Raw genomic sequence first — 17,755 nt, forward strand, 5'->3', positions numbered from 1 at the left:
CTCAGCACAGGGAACATTCGGAAGCGAACATATTAATTAATGGTAAAAAGGCTGCAATGCCCATTCTTGTACTATTGGGGCAAGCCTCCCCATACAATGAATAATAACTTATGTAGATTATTTTTCTAAAAAAACTTTAGGAGGTTGTACCATGTATTTAATCCGGCGCCTGTTCTCATGGAGAATAGCCAATCCTGTGTTATCTGGTCTATGTCGATCCTTCCTTTGGATGCTGTTTGGCGCGTTTGTCCTCTCTCTTTTATTATGGGGCAGCGGTCTCAAGGAGCAAGATCTCTCAATGTACACTTATATAGTACACGGCATAGCCGCAGCATTCGGAGGACTAACCGCCGGTCGCAGAGCCACGAACAAAGGCTGGTATCAGGGAAGTCTTACAGGAGTCTTTTACGGGATTATCGTTCTGCTAATTGGATTTCTGGCTCTGGATAGCTCACCTTCTGGTGTTGATCTTCTTTGGGTGCTGGCTGCTGCAGCAATTGGAGCGCTTGGCGGAATGTTTGGGGTTAATTTACAGAAAAGCTAAAATTATTATTTCATTAAATTCGAAACATTCCTTGAAAATATGTTAAACTGTGATCATCTGACTTCATAAAGAGAATCAAGGAGGCTTCGAATGCTTTGTTTTACCAATCAATGAACCATATTGTTTTGTACACAGTTGCATTAGTAGTGATATTAGTATGGATTGGCGCTCGTCGTAATCCCATCATGGCATTAGTTGAAATTGGGAGAGAGATGCTGCGATCCTATAAGTTTTTGCTACTGATGGCAGGAATGTTTGGTGTACTGGTCTTGAATAAATATGAACTGCAAATTGAAGAAAAAATGCATCTTGCCTCAGATTATACATCCTTTGTATTTGGATTAGAGGGGCATTTTGTCCAAGCTGTTCAGGATATATTCTATAGTCCATGGCTAACGCCTATCATAGTTTTCTTCTACATTTTCATGCTTCAATCTGTACTAGCAGCTTCTCTAGGTGTTTATCTGTTAGATAAGAACCGTGTGATGCTGTACGCAACCTGCTATGCTATAATCATTAACTATGCCGTAGCGATTCCATTCTACCTATATTTCCCTGTAAATGAGGTATGGTCCTATGTACCTGCAGGTGTTAGGTTTACTATGCTGGATGTATTTCCGAAGTTTGAGCAAGAGTACCGCCCTCTATCCGGTCTCAACAACTGCTTCCCGAGTCTACATACGTCCATTTCCGTTACAATGGCACTACTGGCATTCCGTTCAGGAAACCGCCGCTGGATGGTCATTACGAGTATTTCCGCAGTCGTAATCGTCTTTGGTATTTTCTATCTAGGCATTCATTGGCTTACAGATATGATAGGCGGCACTCTGCTAGCAGTCTTGGCTTCTACAGTTGGTGTTCAGCTTGCCAAATTGACTTTACGGGGACGTGAAGAATCACTCACAGTTCGCAGCCGAATAACGGATATGCGTTAAACGAATAGATCACTTTGAAAAATGAAAGTCAAAAAAGCGGTGTCCCTCATAAAGAGAGACACCGCTTTTTATGTAGTTAATACTGATAAAACTATACTTTCTCCTCCACATCCGTCGCAACGGAGTGACTAATGGAACCGCGATCAAAGGTCAGTTTAGTTACATCATTAACCCGTAGAACCACGATATCATCGGAGATTTCCATGATCGTACCGTGAAGACCACCAATTGTGACGATCTTGTCACCCTTTTTCAAAGCCTTTAACATCGCATTACGAGTTTTGGTCTTCTTTTGTTGCGGACGAATCAGCAAGAAGTAGAATACTACAAACATAAGTACAAATGGACCTACAAGACCTAGTATACTACCTCCACCTGTTGCTGCTGCATATTGAAACATATTTCTCCCCCCTTTCAAAGTACATTAAGGCATTAAATTCAACCTAGAAGCCTTTAAGATTATCATATAATCCGTATTTTGCGAAAAACTCATCGCGAAAATCAAGCAGCCGATCTTCCTTAATGGCTTCACGCACTTTACGCATCAAATCCAACAGGAAGTGCAAGTTATGGTATGTCGTCAATCTTAGTCCGAAGGTTTCATCGGCTTTGATTAGATGGCGCAAATAAGCGCGGGAATAATTCCGGCATGTGTAGCAATTGCACTCCGGATCAAGCGGCCCAAAATCGCGGGCATACTTTGCGTTGCGTACAACGAGTCTTCCCTGACTGGTCATCGTTGTTCCATTTCGAGCAATACGAGTAGGCAGAACACAGTCAAACATGTCCACTCCCCGGATTGATCCTTCCAGCAGTGCATCCGGTGAACCAACGCCCATTAAATAGCGAGGTTTTCCTTGTGGCAGCAGGGGAACTGTATAATCCAGCACTTCATACATTAGCTGCTTGGACTCTCCGACGCTGAGCCCCCCAATAGCATACCCCGGGAAATCCATGGAAGTCAAATCAGCCGCACTCTGACGGCGAAGATCCTCATACATACCACCTTGCACGATAGCGAATAGACCTTGATCATTCGGACGAGCATGACTTTTCAGGCAACGTTCCGCCCAGCGTGTTGTACGCTCCAATGATTTTTTCACGTAATCATATTCAGCTGGGAATGGTGGACACTCATCGAATGCCATCATGATATCAGAGCCAAGTGCGTTTTGAACCTCCATAGCTACTTCAGGAGACAAGAACTTCTTGTCCCCATTTAGATGAGAACGGAAATGAACGCCTTCTTCTGTGATCTTGCGCATGTCACTGAGCGAGAATACTTGAAACCCGCCGCTATCCGTCAGAATAGGACGGTCCCAGTTCATGAACTTGTGCAGTCCGCCTGCTTCACGAACGATATCATGTCCCGGTCTCAGGAATAGATGGTACGTATTACTCAAAATAATATGAGCATCCATTTCTTTCAGTTCTTCAGGACTCATTGTCTTGACTGTGGCTTGTGTGCCGACAGGCATAAATGCAGGTGTCTCAATCACACCGTGTGGAGTGTGGACTCTTCCAAGTCTTGCTCCTGATTGTTTGCACGTTTTGATGTGCTCATAAGTAATTGCTGCCATAAGTTAACCCATCCTCTTACCTTAGTAAATAAACATTGCATCTCCAAAGCTAAAAAACCGGTACTTCTGTTTTATCGCTTCTTCATAAGCAGCTAAAATATGTTCCCGACCTGCCAAAGCACTAACCAACATTACCAAAGTTGACTTCGGCAAATGAAAATTAGTAATTAACGCATTGACTACACTAAACTTATATCCCGGATAGATGAAAATATCCGTCCAACCACTACATTCAACAAGCGGACCGCCTTCACATTGTCTTCCGACCGTCTCAAGTGTCCGACAAGAAGTCGTTCCAACCGCAATAATGCGGCCACCTTGTTCCTTGGTAGCATTTATAGTGTCTGCTGTTTCTTGAGACATTACAAAATACTCTGAATGCATAACATGCTCTTCAACCTTCTCAACAGACATCGGACGGAACGTACCGAGACCCACATGAAGTGTGATATAAGCGATATTTACACCCTTTGCCTCAATCTGTTCCAACAGTTCTTTGGTAAAATGAAGCCCTGCTGTAGGAGCAGCTGCCGATCCCTCATGCTTAGCATAAACGGTCTGATATCGTTCACGATCATCCAGTGTTTCCTTAATATAAGGAGGCAGTGGCATCGTTCCCAGCCTGTCCAAAATCTCTTGGAAAATACCCTGATAAATGAAGCGAAGCGTTCGGCCGCCCATATCAGCCTCGTCCTCGATAACAGCACGAAGCTCATCACTAAAGATGATAACCGCTCCTGTCTTAAGCTTCTTGCCCGGCTTAACAAGCGCTTCCCATCGATCGTCTCCCAAATTCTTTAGAAGAAGCACTTCAGCCTTAGCTCCCGTATCTTCTTTAACCCCAAACAATCTGGCAGGAATGACTCTCGTATCATTCAGAACGAGCGTATCTCCCGGTTGAAAATAATTAATAATATCGGTAAAATGCCGGTGAGCCAGCGCCCCATCCTCCTTATTTACTAGGAGTAGTCTAGAAGAGCTACGGTCAGAGAGTGGTGTCTGGGCAATTAATTCTTCCGGCAAATGAAAATCATATGCGTCTACATTCATGGTCTGTCTTCATTCCTTAACTATAGTAACGTTCTGATAATAGTGTTGCAATATCTGCTTGTAATCATACCCGCTGTCAGCCATGCCTTTTACGCCCCATTGTGACATGCCTAGACCATGACCGTATCCTTGGCCAATGAATAGAAAGCCCGAACTGTTAGTAATCGCTCTGGCTGATGAATCCCCGCCCATCACTACAGTTCCACTGCCGTTTACATTAACCTTACCTGATGCAGAGAGTACACCTGCGCTCTGTGAACTTCCAATCGTGCTAGTAGTACCGTCAGCGCCTAATACAGTATAACTTCCGGCTGGTACAATATCAAACAATGTACTTGGCAATCCATTAAACGCAGAACGGAACATATCAGGATATTTCACATCCAGAGACTGACCATTTGCTTTCACCTGAATCGCTCTTCCAGAAGGACCGCGCTGAGTAACCTGCAAATTAAGAATGCTGGAAGGGAGCGTGCTGGTTGTTTTACCCTGCAAGCTTTTTAGAAGGTCGGCAGAGGTATATGGCCCTTTGATCCAGCTATAGCTGCCGGACTCATAAACTTTATCCAGAACAACTGCATTCTCGCCTGGATTCAACTTACCTACCGCACTTACACTACTTTCAACAGCAGGAAGGGGTCGTACATTGACATCTTTAGTGGTAGCTGTCGCGATGTCCAGTCCCGCTGCAGTTTTATTCCCTGTCAATTTAATGTTATCCTCACGTGCGTATCCTGAGGTGCCATTAGCGAGCAGTAAATAATACCACTTCTTAGCGGTCGCGGTAGCTGCGACATCCTCTTTGCTGGGAACACTGGCGAATGCATCTCCACCATTTCCCCATACCTCCGATGGATCAGCTGTTACACCGCCACTGTTCGAGGAGAACACAGCCTCCACAACTTTGCCGCCACTCATCAACACTTCACCAGCAGTAGCATCCACAGCCTTAATAATGACAGGAGCCTCTGATCCAATTCCGTTATATACCTGACTCAATGTAGAATCTACTACATTCGCTACATCAAAACGGTTGCCTTGCGCCATTGCATAGCTTCGGGCGGCGACAGCCTGAGCCTTTAGAGCTTCATCCGGCCAGCTGGAGGAAACCTCTCCTCCAACCACTGCGTACAAATATTGTTCCAGTGGCACTTCATTGATAACCGCTAGAGAGCCTCTCAAATTACTTAGCTCCATATTTCCACGGTAGGTACGCTTGGATCTTTCTTCGAGCTGAATTCCAGCCTCATTGCCAACTGCCAAAAACTTAGCATCATTTCCGGAAACCATATAATGATTAGCCTGTATTTCATTGCTAAAATCAAGCCCAGCATCTACACGCAACATTAACCCGGGTGAAGTCGCAGCAGATCCAGCCAGCTGCGGCAATGCTGCAGACACTGCAGTCTGAACAGCAGCCAAATCTTTATCGTTCGCAGCTTCGCCAACCCATACTTCATACTGAGCGCTGCCATCACTTCCCGACAATAACACCTTCCATGCATCAAAACCAGCAGCTGTAATACTACTCAGAGCACTATCAGCTTCTTGTTCCGAAGAATAGCGACCCGCCGATAAATGCTTATCGCCTTTCACTGCAGGGGTTTGATCAGCAGGAATACCGAGCCCTGCCTTTGCAACACGGGCAAGCCCATCCTTGGCAGCAGCTTCACTGGCATAGACCCCTGTATACAACTGGTACACATTGGTTCCATTTCTAGAAATCATAAAAATCTGAGGCTTATCAGAAGTAGACTGAAGCTTTTTAGCCGCATCAGCAGCTGTTTTCCAGCTTGAAGTCTCCATTACCTTCACTCTATAACCATCCACACTAACACGAATTCTGCTCTGCGCAGGCACCGATAACAAAGGAGCGCTCCCTGGTTGGTTTGACATCAAAGTAAAGCTTTGTGTTGATTGCATAGTTACTACTGGCACGGTAGATTTATATTTACTACCAATATCGGCATAAAGGGCAACTCGTATCGTACTATTAGAATCGGCATGACTGGCACCCGCAGGGATCAAGAGACTTCCCACAGCAATTGCAGCTGCTAGCAATCCTTTGCTTAGTGGAGCTATACCTCTCCATTTCATCTTCGTATGCTTCATCCAGCATCCTCCTTTTGAATGTAGTTACTGACTCAGTGCTGCTCCGGAGGGAGCGGAAGGCCTAAGTGATGATAAGCGGCCGGGGTTACAATTCTTCCACGAGGACTCCGCTGCAAGAATCCGATCTGCAGCAGATAGGGCTCATAAACGTCCTCAATCGTCTGACTTTCCTCACCAATTGTGGCAGCAATCGTATCCAGCCCTACAGGACCGCCACGAAAGCTTGAAATCATTGCTCTTAACATCTTGTGATCGATGCTATCCAACCCGCGTGGGTCTACTTGTAGCATCCTCAGGGCTTCCCCAGAAATCTCAGGGGTTATAATCCCGTCTCCGCGCACTTGAGCAAAATCACGAACCCGTTTCAATAGTCGGTTCGCAATCCGCGGCGTTCCCCGGGAACGAAGCGCTATCTCTTCCGCCGCATCACCGATAATCTCAATCCCTAAAAGATCTGCATTTCGAGCCACAATGTAGCTCAGCTCATCTATCGTATAGTACTCCAAGCGGCTGACCACTCCGAAGCGATCACGCAGTGGCGCTGACAACAGCCCAGCACGGGTGGTAGCACCTATAAGTGTGAAAGGCGGCAGATCCAATCGTACCGAACGGGCACTTGGTCCTTTGCCGATCATGATGTCCAGCGCGAAGTCCTCCATCGCCGGATACATAACCTCCTCCACCGTCCGGTGCAAGCGGTGAATTTCATCGATGAACAGCACATCGCCTTCCTGCAGGTTCGTCAGCAGGGCGGCTAGATCTCCCGGCCGCTCTATAGCAGGACCGGACGTGGTTCGTAAATTCACACCCAGCTCATTGGCGATAATGTTCGCAAGTGTTGTTTTACCGAGACCTGGAGGCCCGTAAAGCAGCACATGATCCAGCGCTTCACTTCTCATTTTGGCCGCTTCGATATATATTTTCAGGTTTTCTTTTACCTGATTCTGTCCGATATATTCTCCCAGATAACGAGGGCGTAAGCTTAATTCTACGGCCTGCTCGTCCATCATCAAATTTGCGGATATGATCCGGTCATCCATTCCTATCGCTCCCTTTCTTCAGGATGTGTTCGGCTTTATTTAGCAATGTATAACAGCCCCAGTGCTTTCTTCATTAACACATCTACAGTCCCTGTCTCTGCTCCCTCTTTCTTCATAGCGAGCCACACGCGATCCAATTCACTTTCGGTATAACCCAATCCTTTAAGAGCATCTCTAGCTTCTTGCCAAGCTAACCCATCCGCCCTTTCTTCCATCGGCACTGCAAATAATCCCGTTTGCATCGAGGCCATACTGAGTCCGTCCAGCTTATCCTTCAAATCTAGAATCATCCGCTGCGCCGTTTTTTTGCCAATGCCCGGCAGTTTCGTTAGGAAGGTGATATTCTCTTGGTAAATTGCCGAAATCAACTGATCTGGAGTTCCACCTGTCAGTATTCCGAGTGCAACCTTCGGACCGATCCCAGATACCTCTATCAACTTGCGGAACAATCTTTGCTCCTCCCGTGTCGGGAACCCGAACAGCAGCGTAGCATCCTCACGTGTTTGATAGTGAATATAGATCGTTACAGGCCCTTCTACTTTAGCAAAAGTATAAGGGTTCGGGCAGAACACCCGATAGCCTACTCCTTGTACATCCAGCACCACATATTCTGACTCCAAATGAACGACGGGTCCTCTTAAGAAATCTATCATTTTCGCAATACCTCATTTAATTTAGAATTAAGACTGCTCGAATGGGCATGACATACCGCTACCGCAAGTGCATCCGCTACATCATCCGGTTTAGGGATCGCCGATAATTTCAACAACAGCTTCACCATTTCCTGTACCTGCCGCTTCTCTGCCTTACCATAACCAACAACAGCCTGCTTCACCATCATCGGTGTATATTCCGAGACGGGTAGGCCGCGCTGTACAGCAGCTAATATCGTTACTCCGCGGGCCTGCGCTACTGGCAATGCGGTTGTAACATTACGTGCGAAGAACAACTTCTCTATCGCTACAGCATCAGGTTTATATTTATCAATGAGCTGACCCATGCCTTCATAGACATGCAGCAAACGTTCTTCCTCAGGCGTATGAGCCTCAGTCTGGATACAACCATATTGGACCGGAGTCAACTTATGACCTTCCTTATCTACAAAGCCAAAACCGACAATCGCCAGCCCTGGATCAATTCCCAAAATGCGCAAGCACGATCTCTCCTCTATAACAGGCAGTTTATTCCACCGTTTTCATCCATTACTCCGCAATGAAGCGAACATATGTATTCCTTCAAACCATTATAGCAAAAATACCCCTTCCGGGAGAAAAAAAGTTTACCCTTTGATGCGAAATGACAACTTTAGGCCTACAATGGGAACTTTACACTTTCTTATATTTGCAAAAAAAAGCTGCCCTATAGCCATTAATAATGACTTTAGGACAGCTCGTATGCTTTTAATGCTATTGCTTGTTCTGCATTACATGTTCGGCAGCCTCACGCGCATAGTCACTGAAGGTGGACAACACGCTGTTGTACTCCTCTATATCCTGCACACGAATGCCTTCATGAAGCTCTTTCCACATATTTTCCGGTAAAGAGGACTTTAAGGAACCCATATCCATTTGAAAAAAAGTCTTCAAAACCTTTTCCTGCACCGGGGGTCCTTTAAATAATTTCAAATTTCCAAAAGCATCGACACCGATGTAGGCTTCTTTTTTCGTAAGGGTCGAGAGATCATTCACTTTTTGTTCCAGCCACAAATCTCCCTCGCTGCTGATCCAACCGTTCCAAGCAGGGTGTTCGTTAATAATTTTCTTAAGCTGAAGCGGGTTCTTTACACCCGGCAATGTCTGAATTTCTTCCCCGGATACATACGATATTTTTAAATGAACGGTTCTACTGAGTCCGCTTTGAGTGATTGTCTGCAACAGTTGTTCGTTATTTAAAGCAGCCTTCTCTTTCTCCTCACCGCTGTCCACGCCTACTTTAAACACAGCTGCGGCCAATTCACTTTCAGTACTATCCGCCAAGCTAGAATTCGTCAGCAGCCCACTGATTTCCTCAGGCACCTGCATACTGCGCCAAGCTAGTAAAGTAAAAGCCACACAAGCTGCTCCTACCCAAAGCGCTTTTTTCCAACGTCTCCATCGCTGCCAAAGTTGTTTTTTTATGCGCGACACGTTAATCCCTTCATTCTGGTTTTTCCCTATTGTGACCTGAGAAGGGATCATTTATGCGCTTTTCTGTGAATAATCGATATTTTATTACAATTACAAGGTTGACCTTACAGTATAGTTCAGGCGTTAGGAATAACCGGCAGCTTCACATGGCTTGGATATTCACTATTATGGTAAACCGTCTGCAGCACTGTAATCGCCTCTGTATCTTCATACGGGTTACCGCCAGTATTCGTATTAGGGAAAGCAACGAATTTACTGGACGAGGTAATCGAGAAACGAATTCGGTGTCCTACCGCAAATCTGTGAGCAATATTCGGCATGAAAATATCGTATTCCTCCACTTGGCCAGGAGTGAGCAGTTCTGGTGCATCAAACCCGAGACGATATTTTGCTCTGACAATATAGTTAGATAACCTGATAGAGTCTCCTTGTTCATTTACATCACTAAGCGTAACTACCCAATCCGTATCCTTACCTGTGCTGGCAGCGTAGATGATAGCAGACAATTCGCCAGCTATAGTTAATTCTTCTGTCAACACCTCACTAGTGTACACAAGAATATCATTTCGCAGCTCATATTTCCTCAAGTTTTCAGGCTCTCGTTCCCCGCTATCATCCATAGGATCATTTGGGTTATAGACATAAGTATCTTCTGGTGAATGCTCCTCTGGCGCTGTAAGCAGCTTCCCATCTCCTTGTCCTGAATTAGCCCGGCCACCACTGGAAAGGTAAAACGGCGTAGTTGTTGCTTCAACCGGTGTCCAATCCTCCGATGTTCTCCACTGATTCTCACCAACGACATAATAAGAGGCTCTAGGCTCCTGATCTATTCCGTTCGGAATGCCTTTGAGGAAGCGGTCAAACCAGCGCAATACAGAAACATCATAATCATAAACCACTGCATCATTGCCGAAGCTTACACCCTCATAGTCTCTGGCCCGGTTTGGACCATGCTCCCAAGCTCCTAAACGGATTTTGCGATTCGGCACATCGTGTTCAGTCAGCATTCTCCAAGTCTCCGATACACCAGGGCTGTCACCGTCATACCAGCCTGAGATTACATACATAGGGACCTGCACCTGATCCCCACGCTCTGTAAAGGTACAGTTTCTCCAGAAATCATCATACTCCGGATGCTGGCTCCATAGATCCCATGGTCCGGATGCTTTACCGATCATTTGTTGAGGAATCTCCTTAATCGGTCTTGCATCGACGGCCGCTTCTGGGTTCACCGTAATGCCCCCAAAAATATCAAAATCCGTTCGGGTGCCTACAGATTGTGCAAGCGTCCAAGACAAGAGTGGCCAAGAGCAAAGCGTTCCACCCTTACGCGCCGTATCTACAAACGGTGAGCCGACATTCACTTCATCCACAACAGCCTTTAAATTGGGGTGCCCGCTGGTCGCCGCTGAGACAACCACAAAGCCCAGATAGGACGCGCCCCACATGCCAACATTTCCGTCCGACCATTCCTGCGCGATAATCCAATCGATCGTATCATAGCCATCATCCCGTTCATTATAAAAAGGGATCAATTCCCCTTCCGAATCCGCACGGCCTCTAACGTCCTGCGACACCACGGCATAACCTTTGTTGGCCCATCTCATAAAAATCTCTTTTTTCCCGTTACGGTCATAACAGGTTCTTACCAGAATCGTCGGAAGCTTGGTTCCCGGCTGAATGCCTTCAGGTAGAAATACATCCGTCGCTAATCTCACACCGTCGCGCATCGGAATCAGATCCGTACCCAAATCATTCACACCATACTCTGGTTTGGACAAAAGGGGATCATCATAAACAACCAAAGGCGTCAGCTTCTCATATCCTGCTTTAACAATCAGCTCGATGCCATACCGATTCGGCGTAAGAAAAGCAATAATCTCACCGTCCAAGGTCACGATATCCAGTGCCGTCTCATTTCGCAGCGCCCATACTTGTGAAGTAAGCTCACGGCCATCCATTACAGCCTGATACTGAATATGCTTTTGATAAAGATCACCGTTACTTAGAACTACCTCATCATTGACCCATTTTGCTTTAGCATAAGCGTCTATATGTTCATGGATTTTCTGAAATGGAAGAACGGTCTTGAACTGGCTATCCAACACGTTGTACTGCATTTGTGTTCGTCTACGTGGATCAACCTTGGCGAGCATGATCTGTTGTTCCGTAAAATGTATTTTCCCTGAATAAATGCCCGAACAGTAGAAGTTAAATGTAGTTGTGTTCAAATATGTTGTCATCTATTTATCCCCTATCCCCAAATTTCTTCAAATACGCGCAACCAGTTGCTACCCATGATTTTTGCAATATCCTCATCCTTATAACCGCGAGCCACTAGACCTCTAGTAAAGTTGATAAAATAACTATATTTTTCAAGCCCAGCAACGGTTTCAGTAGAAGGTCCGTCTCCTTTGGCGAAACCTAGTTTAGGTGCGATATGTTCTTTAAAATAGATCAAAGACCAGAGCACATCGCTCATCGGCCAATCCGTTCCAATTCCGACATGATCTACGCCTACAAGCTGGATTACATATTCGATATGATCCAGCACATGATCAATAGTTGTATGATTAGGGTCTTCATGAACAAACCATGGCATAGCAAAAATACCGATCACTCCACCCGTCTTAGCGATCGCAATAATTTCCTCGTCACTTTTGCAGCGCATATGCGGATAGATGGCCTCTACACCTGTGTGTGAAGCAATAACCGGAGTCTTAGAATACTGGCAAGCATCGAGCGTGGTCTGTTTTCCGCAATGTCCCGTATCTACAATGATCCCCAGCTTGTTCAGACGCTCAATGAACCTTTTTCCATAATTCGTAATCCCAGCGTTCGACTGTTCTGCACAGCCTGCACCGACCTGATTCTGATTGTTATACGTTAATTGTAGAATTCTCAAGCCAAAATTATGTAACACATCTAATAGATCCAGATTCGTACCTAGACCATCCGTTTCTTGCGCCGTGATAATACCCGCCTTATGGCCATTACGCTTGGCTGCACGTATGTCTCCTGCGGTTAAAGCTTTAACTAACCAATCTGCGGAGTCGAACTGAAGCTGAACTTCAGCCATGCTAGTGATCATGCTTTCAAAGGATTCTAAATGAAGTTCCCGGTTCCCCGCGGTAATTCCTGATTTATACCATTCACTTTTATACTCTGGGATCTCACCGCTGGCCGACAGCTTAGTGATCATTTTAGCTGGCATACTGCTGTATACCATCGGCTCATCTTTATAGGGCTCACACAGCTCTTTAATTTTTTCGGACACAGATTCTGGAATTGCGCTTGGAGATAAGGGACCTTGAAATAGCAAATCAATATTAATGTTCTGCTCATGTAAACGTATGGCCCGCTCTTCTTCTAGCTCCGTCAACTTGAAATCATACAAACCTTCATATGTGCTCATCATGTGGTCGCTCCTTAAAATGCAATTTCAATCCCTTTTTGTAATCTAATTGCTTCATTATAAATGAAGTTAGCTGCTGCTAAATCCTCTATGGCAAGTCCTAGTCCTTTAAAAAGAGTGATCTCATCAGCTGTAGCTCTGCCCTCGATACTCCCGCTGATCAGTTCACCCATTTCACCGATGATATGGCCTGAAGTGATCACGCCTTCGTTCAGCGGAATTAAATAATCCCCCGATTCATTATGCGTGGATTCCAATCGGTCTACATACAACTTAGCTAACCGGACGGCCTCCGAATCCAGCTCACGATCCGCTGGTCTGCACGCTCCAACCGCATTGATGTGAACACCGTACTTCAGCCATTCTCCTTTAAGTACAGGCTCTGTGGATGCTGTTACGGTACAGATGATATCTGCTGGGCTGACTGCCTCTTGTACAGACTCAGCGACAACGATCTCCATACCATATTTACGGCTCATCTCTGCTTGGAAATCTCTTGCTTTTGCAAGTGTCCTACTCCAAACTCTGACCTCACGTATGGATCGAACCAGCAGCATCGCTTCCAGATGGCTTTTGGCTTGTTCGCCCGTACCAAGAATGGCAAGCACTTCAGCATCTTCTCTGGCCAGATAACGAGTGGCTACTGCGCTAACAGCCGCTGTGCGAATTGCCGTAATCTTTAGTCCATCTACTACGGCTTTCAGAACACCGGTAGAAGAATCGAATAGCGTAACAAGTCCTTGATGGGAAGGTAGACCTGAGCCATGATTGCTTGGGAATACACTGATGATTTTGGCTCCTGCTACTTCTTCACCCTGCAAATAGCCCGGCATTAAGCCAATCAGGTTGCCTTGGTGCAGCGGGAGTACTTGTCTTAAGCTCTGTACAGCTTGTCCAGCGGACAAGTCCTTCAAAACAGATTCCATCACTGTGATGCAAGACTCCATTGCTAATAGCTCAGTCACTTCATTTTGATTAATGACTAGCATAAGACAACCCTCCTTTACTTCATTGTGAGAACAAATGTGGGAATGCAAAATTATTCTTTATATCATAACTTATACGCTTTATTTATTCATGTATAAAGCTGGAAGCCATGAATTTGTTTTACCACGAGCCATTAGCTATACTTAATATAGTTGATATTCTATTTTAAGGAGCTGACGATTGATTATGTCTAGTAAAATAACTTTAGGTAGAACAAATTTGCAGGTACTCCCTCTCGGACTGGGTGCCAATGCTGTTGGTGGGCATAATTTATTTCCCGGCTTAAATGATGAGACTGGTAAAAACATCGTTCGCAACGCTCTTGATCATGGGATCAATTTCATTGATACCGCATATATTTATGGTCCAGGTAGATCTGAGGAACTGATTGGAGAAGTACTGAAAGAAAGAGGCGGCCGTGACAATGTGGTCATCGCTACTAAAGGTGCTCACAAGATTACTGGTGATAAGGTTACCATCGACAACTCTCCAGCTTTTCTAAGACAATCTGTAGAAGACAGCCTGAAACGCCTCCAGACCGATTATATCGATCTTTACTATATTCATTTCCCGGATGAAAGCACACCTAAAGATGAAGCTGTTGGCGAGCTTAAGAAGCTGAAAGATGAAGGAAAGATCAGAGCAATTGGGGTCTCCAACTTCTCCATTGAACAGCTGAGAGAAGCCAACAAAGACGGGCATGTAGATGTTCTTCAATCCCACTACAATTTATTGCATCGTGATGCGGAAAAAGATTTGCTCCCTTATACACAGGAGCATGGTATTTCCTTCGTGCCTTATTTCCCTCTTGCATCCGGCCTGCTTGGCGGTAAATATAAGCAAGGTGATACATTCAGCGACATTAGAAAGAACGACCCACTGTTCCAAGGGGAGACTTTTGCTAAAAACTTGGAGAAAGTGGATAAGGTTCGCCAAATTGCCGATGCCAAAGGTGTTGAAGTCGCTCATGTGGTGCTCGCATGGTATTTGACTGTACCTTCTATCGACGCACTTATTCCCGGTGCTAAACGTCCAGAGCAGATCGTATCGAACCTGGAAACGCTAAAGGTTCAACTGTCATCTGAAGAGATCAGAGCGATTGATTCAATCTTTAAGGCGTAATAGCGCCTTATAACTAAAGTAAGGGGTTGTCCCAGAAGTCATGAAATGGCTGCAGGGACAACCCCTTTTCTAAGGAATAGCGTCACTGGAGTCCAAAAGCCTTAATAAATGATCAAGACTCGATTGTGCAGCTAGCCAACAAACAATAATTCAGAGCAGCCAATTCTTATCGAATATCCTAAATTCTTTGTATTAGTAAATATTGTTTGCTATACTTTCTCTGTGTATCAGTAGACTTAAATTTTTATACAAAGGGGAATTCCTTGATGATTATTCAACCTAAAACACGCGGATTCATATGCACAACAGCCCATCCAGAGGGATGTGCCAAACAAATAGAACAACAAATCGAATATGTAAAAGCACAAAAGAAAATTGAGGGACCTGCGAATGTACTTGTCATCGGTGCCTCTACCGGATACGGACTAGCTTCTAGAATATCAGCTGCTTTTGGTGCTGGCGCCAATACCATTGGTGTGTTCTTCGATAAAGCTGCGGAAGGTCAGCGTACCGCTTCTGCAGGCTGGTATAACTCCGCTGCCTTTGAACAACAAGCAGCAGAGCGTGGGCTTAAATCACACAGCATAGTTGGCGATGCCTTCTCTGATGCTATTAAAGAAAAGACCATTGAATTGATTAAAGCTGAATATGGCACTGTCGATTTAGTTATTTATAGTGTCGCTTCACCTCGTCGTACCCATCCTGTAACAGGAGAAACCTTCTCTTCCGTTATTAAACCAGTGGGTACAGCTTATTCGAATAAAACCTTGAACTTCCACACAGGTGAAGTATCCATGACCACCATTGAGCCTGCTAGTGAAGAGGAAGTACGTCAAACAATCGCTGTAATGGGCGGCGAAGACTGGAGAATGTGGATCGATCAGCTTCAAGCAGCTAATGTACTTGCAGATGGTGCTACTACCGTTGCTTACTCCTACATCGGGCCTGAAATCACTCACCCTATCTATCGGGACGGAACGATTGGCCAAGCCAAGCACGATCTGGAACAGACTGCGATCCAAATGAATGACCTTCTTTCAGCAAAAGGTGGACGTGCCTTTGTATCCGTTAATAAGGCGCTCGTAACTCAGTCCAGCTCAGCGATTCCTGTAGTACCTCTTTATATCTCTGCACTTTATGAAGTGATGAAGGAAAAAGGCCTGCACGAGAACTGCATTGAACAAATGTATCGCTTGTTCTCTGAGCACCTATACGGTGAAGGCAAGGCTACTCCTGACGGAAGCTGCTTGATCCGCATTGACGACTGGGAAATGCGTGAGGATGTCCAAACAGAGGTTATGAAACGTTGGGACGAGCTGACAACCGATAATGCAGGGGAGCTAGCCGATCTGGAAGGCTATCGCCAAGATTTCTTCAATCTGTTTGGCTTTAGAACAGATGGCGTAGACTACGAAGCTGATATTGATCCGAATGTCGACATTCCGAATATGTACTAAAAAGATACTGTATACTTCCATATATTAATTATGGTCGTATATATATAAAAGAGGTTGTCTGCAAAAGTAGTGAATTCTACTGATGTGGCAGCCTCTTTTTTTGTGCTTTGCATACTGCCTATCTATACATCGTAGGGCATATTGGCTTAGCCTCCCACTTTGTGATATGGTTTGATAGAATACTGCAAGTTCTACTTACATTCGAAGGAGTGAATCACTCATGGTTAAGAAAATTAGTGTAGCGAATGGTGTACTTGACGTATCCCAAATTTCGCTTGGCTGTATGCGGATTGCGGATTTGTCTGCAAAAGAGGCTGATATACATGTACATAGTGCGTTGGAGCTCGGAATAGACTTTTTTGACCACGCCGACATTTACGCAGCTGGCAAAGCGGAAGAAGTATTCGCAGGGGTACTCGAGAACAATCCTGGTATGCGCGATAAAATGATGATCCAAACCAAATGCGGAATCCGCAACGGTTATTTTGATTTCTCCAAAGAGCATATCCTTCAATCCGTGGAAGGTAGCCTTAAACGCTTGAAGACCGATTATATCGATGTGCTCCTGCTTCACCGTCCTGACACGCTGTTCGAGCCGGAAGAAGTGGCTGAGGCTTTTGACATTCTGGAGAGTAAGGGATTGGTCAAGCATTTTGGTGTAAGCAATCAGAACCCGTTACAAATCGAGCTACTGAAGAAAAATGTAAAGCAACCTCTGCTGTTCAACCAGCTGCAATTGAGCATTATGTTCACTGGTATGATTGATACCGGCTTCAATGTGAATATGACTAATTCCGGTTCAGTTGTCCATGATGGCGGAATTTTGGAGTATAGCCGTCTACATGACATGACCATTCAACCATGGTCACCTTTCCAATATGGGTTTTTTGAAGGTGTATTCTTGGACAACGACAAGTTCCCTGAATTGAATGAGGTCATTAACCGCTTGGCAGCTGAAAAAGAGGTTACCAATACTGCTATTGCCATTGCCTGGGTTCTCAGACATCCGGCAAATATGCAGCCTGTTGTAGGTACAACCAATACACAGCGCTTGCGTGATATTGCCAAAGCATCTGATATTACACTCACCAGACCAGAATGGTATGAAATTTACCGCGCTGCCGGTAATATCCTTCCATAAATATCAAAAGCCACGAAGTACGCTAATATCGTACCTCGTGGCTTTTCTTTATGACTATGATTGAAATTGTTCAGCTCTTATAAAAAAAAGAAACGGCAGAGATGCCGTTTCCTTTAAGGATGGACTCTCAGGGGCTCGAACCCTGGACAAATAGATTAAGAGTCTACTGCTCTACCAACTGAGCTAAGAGTCCACAATATAATAATTTATCTTATAGAACTTGAAAAGCAAAAGCTCTTAGCATAA

Annotated in this window: 16 protein-coding genes and 1 tRNA gene; 5 read left to right on the forward strand and 12 right to left on the reverse strand. The window is 45.1% G+C overall.

What is annotated here, in order from left to right; all coding sequences use genetic code 11:
- Nucleotides 1-151: 151 nt before the first annotated feature.
- Together NSU15_RS23880 and NSU15_RS23885 are read left to right on the forward strand one after the other, a co-directional pair.
- Nucleotides 152-544 (forward strand): TIGR04086 family membrane protein, encoded by a 393-nt coding sequence (locus tag NSU15_RS23880; protein WP_042130498.1) that lies wholly within the window; start codon nt 152-154, stop codon nt 542-544.
- Nucleotides 545-654: 110 nt separating this feature from the next.
- Nucleotides 655-1,479, forward strand: coding sequence for a phosphatase PAP2 family protein (locus NSU15_RS23885; RefSeq protein ID WP_042130500.1), 825 nt, complete (start codon nt 655-657; stop codon nt 1,477-1,479).
- Between the two features lie 91 nt (nt 1,480-1,570).
- On the opposite strand, the gene yajC is transcribed toward NSU15_RS23885, so the two are convergent.
- From yajC to NSU15_RS23940, 11 genes are all read right to left on the reverse strand, one after another.
- The gene (gene yajC, locus NSU15_RS23890; RefSeq protein WP_042130502.1) at nt 1,571-1,879 is read right to left on the reverse strand and encodes a preprotein translocase subunit YajC; all 309 of its coding nucleotides are present in this window, start codon (nt 1,877-1,879) and stop codon (nt 1,571-1,573) included.
- A gap of 43 nt (nt 1,880-1,922) precedes the next feature.
- Nucleotides 1,923-3,059: a tRNA guanosine(34) transglycosylase Tgt gene (gene tgt, locus NSU15_RS23895; RefSeq protein WP_042130504.1), complete on the reverse strand. Its 1,137-nt coding sequence runs from the start codon at nt 3,057-3,059 to the stop codon at nt 1,923-1,925.
- A gap of 21 nt (nt 3,060-3,080) precedes the next feature.
- On the reverse strand, nt 3,081-4,109 hold the full coding sequence (queA, locus tag NSU15_RS23900; protein WP_339287772.1) for a tRNA preQ1(34) S-adenosylmethionine ribosyltransferase-isomerase QueA: 1,029 nt from the start codon (nt 4,107-4,109) through the stop codon (nt 3,081-3,083).
- 9 nt (nt 4,110-4,118) lie between these two features.
- Nucleotides 4,119-6,221, reverse strand: a complete 2,103-nt coding sequence (locus NSU15_RS23905; RefSeq protein ID WP_339287774.1) for a SpoIID/LytB domain-containing protein — start codon at nt 6,219-6,221, stop codon at nt 4,119-4,121.
- A gap of 32 nt (nt 6,222-6,253) precedes the next feature.
- Nucleotides 6,254-7,261, reverse strand: coding sequence for a Holliday junction branch migration DNA helicase RuvB (gene ruvB, locus NSU15_RS23910; RefSeq protein WP_042130508.1), 1,008 nt, complete (start codon nt 7,259-7,261; stop codon nt 6,254-6,256).
- 35 nt (nt 7,262-7,296) lie between these two features.
- Nucleotides 7,297-7,914: a Holliday junction branch migration protein RuvA gene (gene ruvA / locus NSU15_RS23915; protein WP_042130510.1), complete on the reverse strand. Its 618-nt coding sequence runs from the start codon at nt 7,912-7,914 to the stop codon at nt 7,297-7,299.
- Nucleotides 7,911-8,414, reverse strand: coding sequence for a crossover junction endodeoxyribonuclease RuvC (ruvC, locus tag NSU15_RS23920; protein WP_036677679.1), 504 nt, complete (start codon nt 8,412-8,414; stop codon nt 7,911-7,913). Before ruvC ends, ruvA begins: the two co-directional genes overlap by 4 nt.
- 253 nt (nt 8,415-8,667) lie before the next feature.
- Nucleotides 8,668-9,312, reverse strand: coding sequence for a BofC C-terminal domain-containing protein (locus tag NSU15_RS23925; RefSeq protein WP_052414704.1), 645 nt, complete (start codon nt 9,310-9,312; stop codon nt 8,668-8,670).
- A 191-nt stretch (nt 9,313-9,503) separates the two neighbouring features.
- Nucleotides 9,504-11,630 (reverse strand): CocE/NonD family hydrolase, encoded by a 2,127-nt coding sequence (locus NSU15_RS23930; protein WP_339287776.1) that lies wholly within the window; start codon nt 11,628-11,630, stop codon nt 9,504-9,506.
- 11 nt (nt 11,631-11,641) lie between these two features.
- Entirely contained in the window at nt 11,642-12,805 is a 1,164-nt protein-coding gene (locus NSU15_RS23935) for a membrane dipeptidase (RefSeq protein WP_339287778.1), read from the reverse strand.
- A gap of 11 nt (nt 12,806-12,816) precedes the next feature.
- Complete coding sequence (locus tag NSU15_RS23940) at nt 12,817-13,791, reverse strand: ornithine cyclodeaminase family protein (protein ID WP_339287780.1); 975 nt, start codon at nt 13,789-13,791, stop codon at nt 12,817-12,819.
- Between the two features lie 184 nt (nt 13,792-13,975).
- Between NSU15_RS23940 and NSU15_RS23945 the strand changes: the two genes are divergently transcribed.
- The 3 genes from NSU15_RS23945 (at nt 13,976) to NSU15_RS23955 (ending at nt 17,509) form a co-directional block, all read left to right on the forward strand.
- On the forward strand, nt 13,976-14,911 hold the full coding sequence (locus NSU15_RS23945) for an aldo/keto reductase (RefSeq protein ID WP_339287781.1): 936 nt from the start codon (nt 13,976-13,978) through the stop codon (nt 14,909-14,911).
- A 266-nt stretch (nt 14,912-15,177) separates the two neighbouring features.
- The gene (gene fabV / locus NSU15_RS23950) at nt 15,178-16,368 is read left to right on the forward strand and encodes an enoyl-ACP reductase FabV (RefSeq protein ID WP_076121945.1); all 1,191 of its coding nucleotides are present in this window, start codon (nt 15,178-15,180) and stop codon (nt 16,366-16,368) included.
- 220 nt (nt 16,369-16,588) lie between these two features.
- The gene (locus tag NSU15_RS23955; protein ID WP_076121947.1) at nt 16,589-17,509 is read left to right on the forward strand and encodes an aldo/keto reductase; all 921 of its coding nucleotides are present in this window, start codon (nt 16,589-16,591) and stop codon (nt 17,507-17,509) included.
- A gap of 120 nt (nt 17,510-17,629) precedes the next feature.
- Here NSU15_RS23955 and NSU15_RS23960 read toward each other — a convergent pair.
- Nucleotides 17,630-17,702: transfer RNA gene (locus NSU15_RS23960), tRNA-Lys, on the reverse strand.
- Between the last annotated feature and the right edge of the window lie 53 nt (nt 17,703-17,755).

The organism is Paenibacillus sp. FSL E2-0201, from assembly GCF_037963325.1.
GTDB lineage: Bacteria > Bacillota > Bacilli > Paenibacillales > Paenibacillaceae > Paenibacillus_AQ.

Coding starts and splice junctions, on each gene's coding strand:
- tgt (WP_042130504.1), bottom strand. CDS start 3,059: ATGGCAGCAATTACTTATGAGCACATCAAAACGTGCAAACAATCAGGA.
- NSU15_RS23940 (WP_339287780.1), bottom strand. CDS start 13,791: ATGCTAGTCATTAATCAAAATGAAGTGACTGAGCTATTAGCAATGGAG.
- NSU15_RS23880 (WP_042130498.1), top strand. CDS start 152: ATGTATTTAATCCGGCGCCTGTTCTCATGGAGAATAGCCAATCCTGTG.
- NSU15_RS23885 (WP_042130500.1), top strand. CDS start 655: ATGAACCATATTGTTTTGTACACAGTTGCATTAGTAGTGATATTAGTA.
- NSU15_RS23945 (WP_339287781.1), top strand. CDS start 13,976: ATGTCTAGTAAAATAACTTTAGGTAGAACAAATTTGCAGGTACTCCCT.
- queA (WP_339287772.1), bottom strand. CDS start 4,109: ATGAATGTAGACGCATATGATTTTCATTTGCCGGAAGAATTAATTGCC.
- fabV (WP_076121945.1), top strand. CDS start 15,178: ATGATTATTCAACCTAAAACACGCGGATTCATATGCACAACAGCCCAT.
- yajC (WP_042130502.1), bottom strand. CDS start 1,879: ATGTTTCAATATGCAGCAGCAACAGGTGGAGGTAGTATACTAGGTCTT.
- ruvB (WP_042130508.1), bottom strand. CDS start 7,261: ATGGATGACCGGATCATATCCGCAAATTTGATGATGGACGAGCAGGCC.
- NSU15_RS23930 (WP_339287776.1), bottom strand. CDS start 11,630: ATGACAACATATTTGAACACAACTACATTTAACTTCTACTGTTCGGGC.
- ruvA (WP_042130510.1), bottom strand. CDS start 7,914: ATGATAGATTTCTTAAGAGGACCCGTCGTTCATTTGGAGTCAGAATAT.
- NSU15_RS23905 (WP_339287774.1), bottom strand. CDS start 6,221: ATGAAGCATACGAAGATGAAATGGAGAGGTATAGCTCCACTAAGCAAA.
- NSU15_RS23955 (WP_076121947.1), top strand. CDS start 16,589: ATGGTTAAGAAAATTAGTGTAGCGAATGGTGTACTTGACGTATCCCAA.
- NSU15_RS23935 (WP_339287778.1), bottom strand. CDS start 12,805: ATGATGAGCACATATGAAGGTTTGTATGATTTCAAGTTGACGGAGCTA.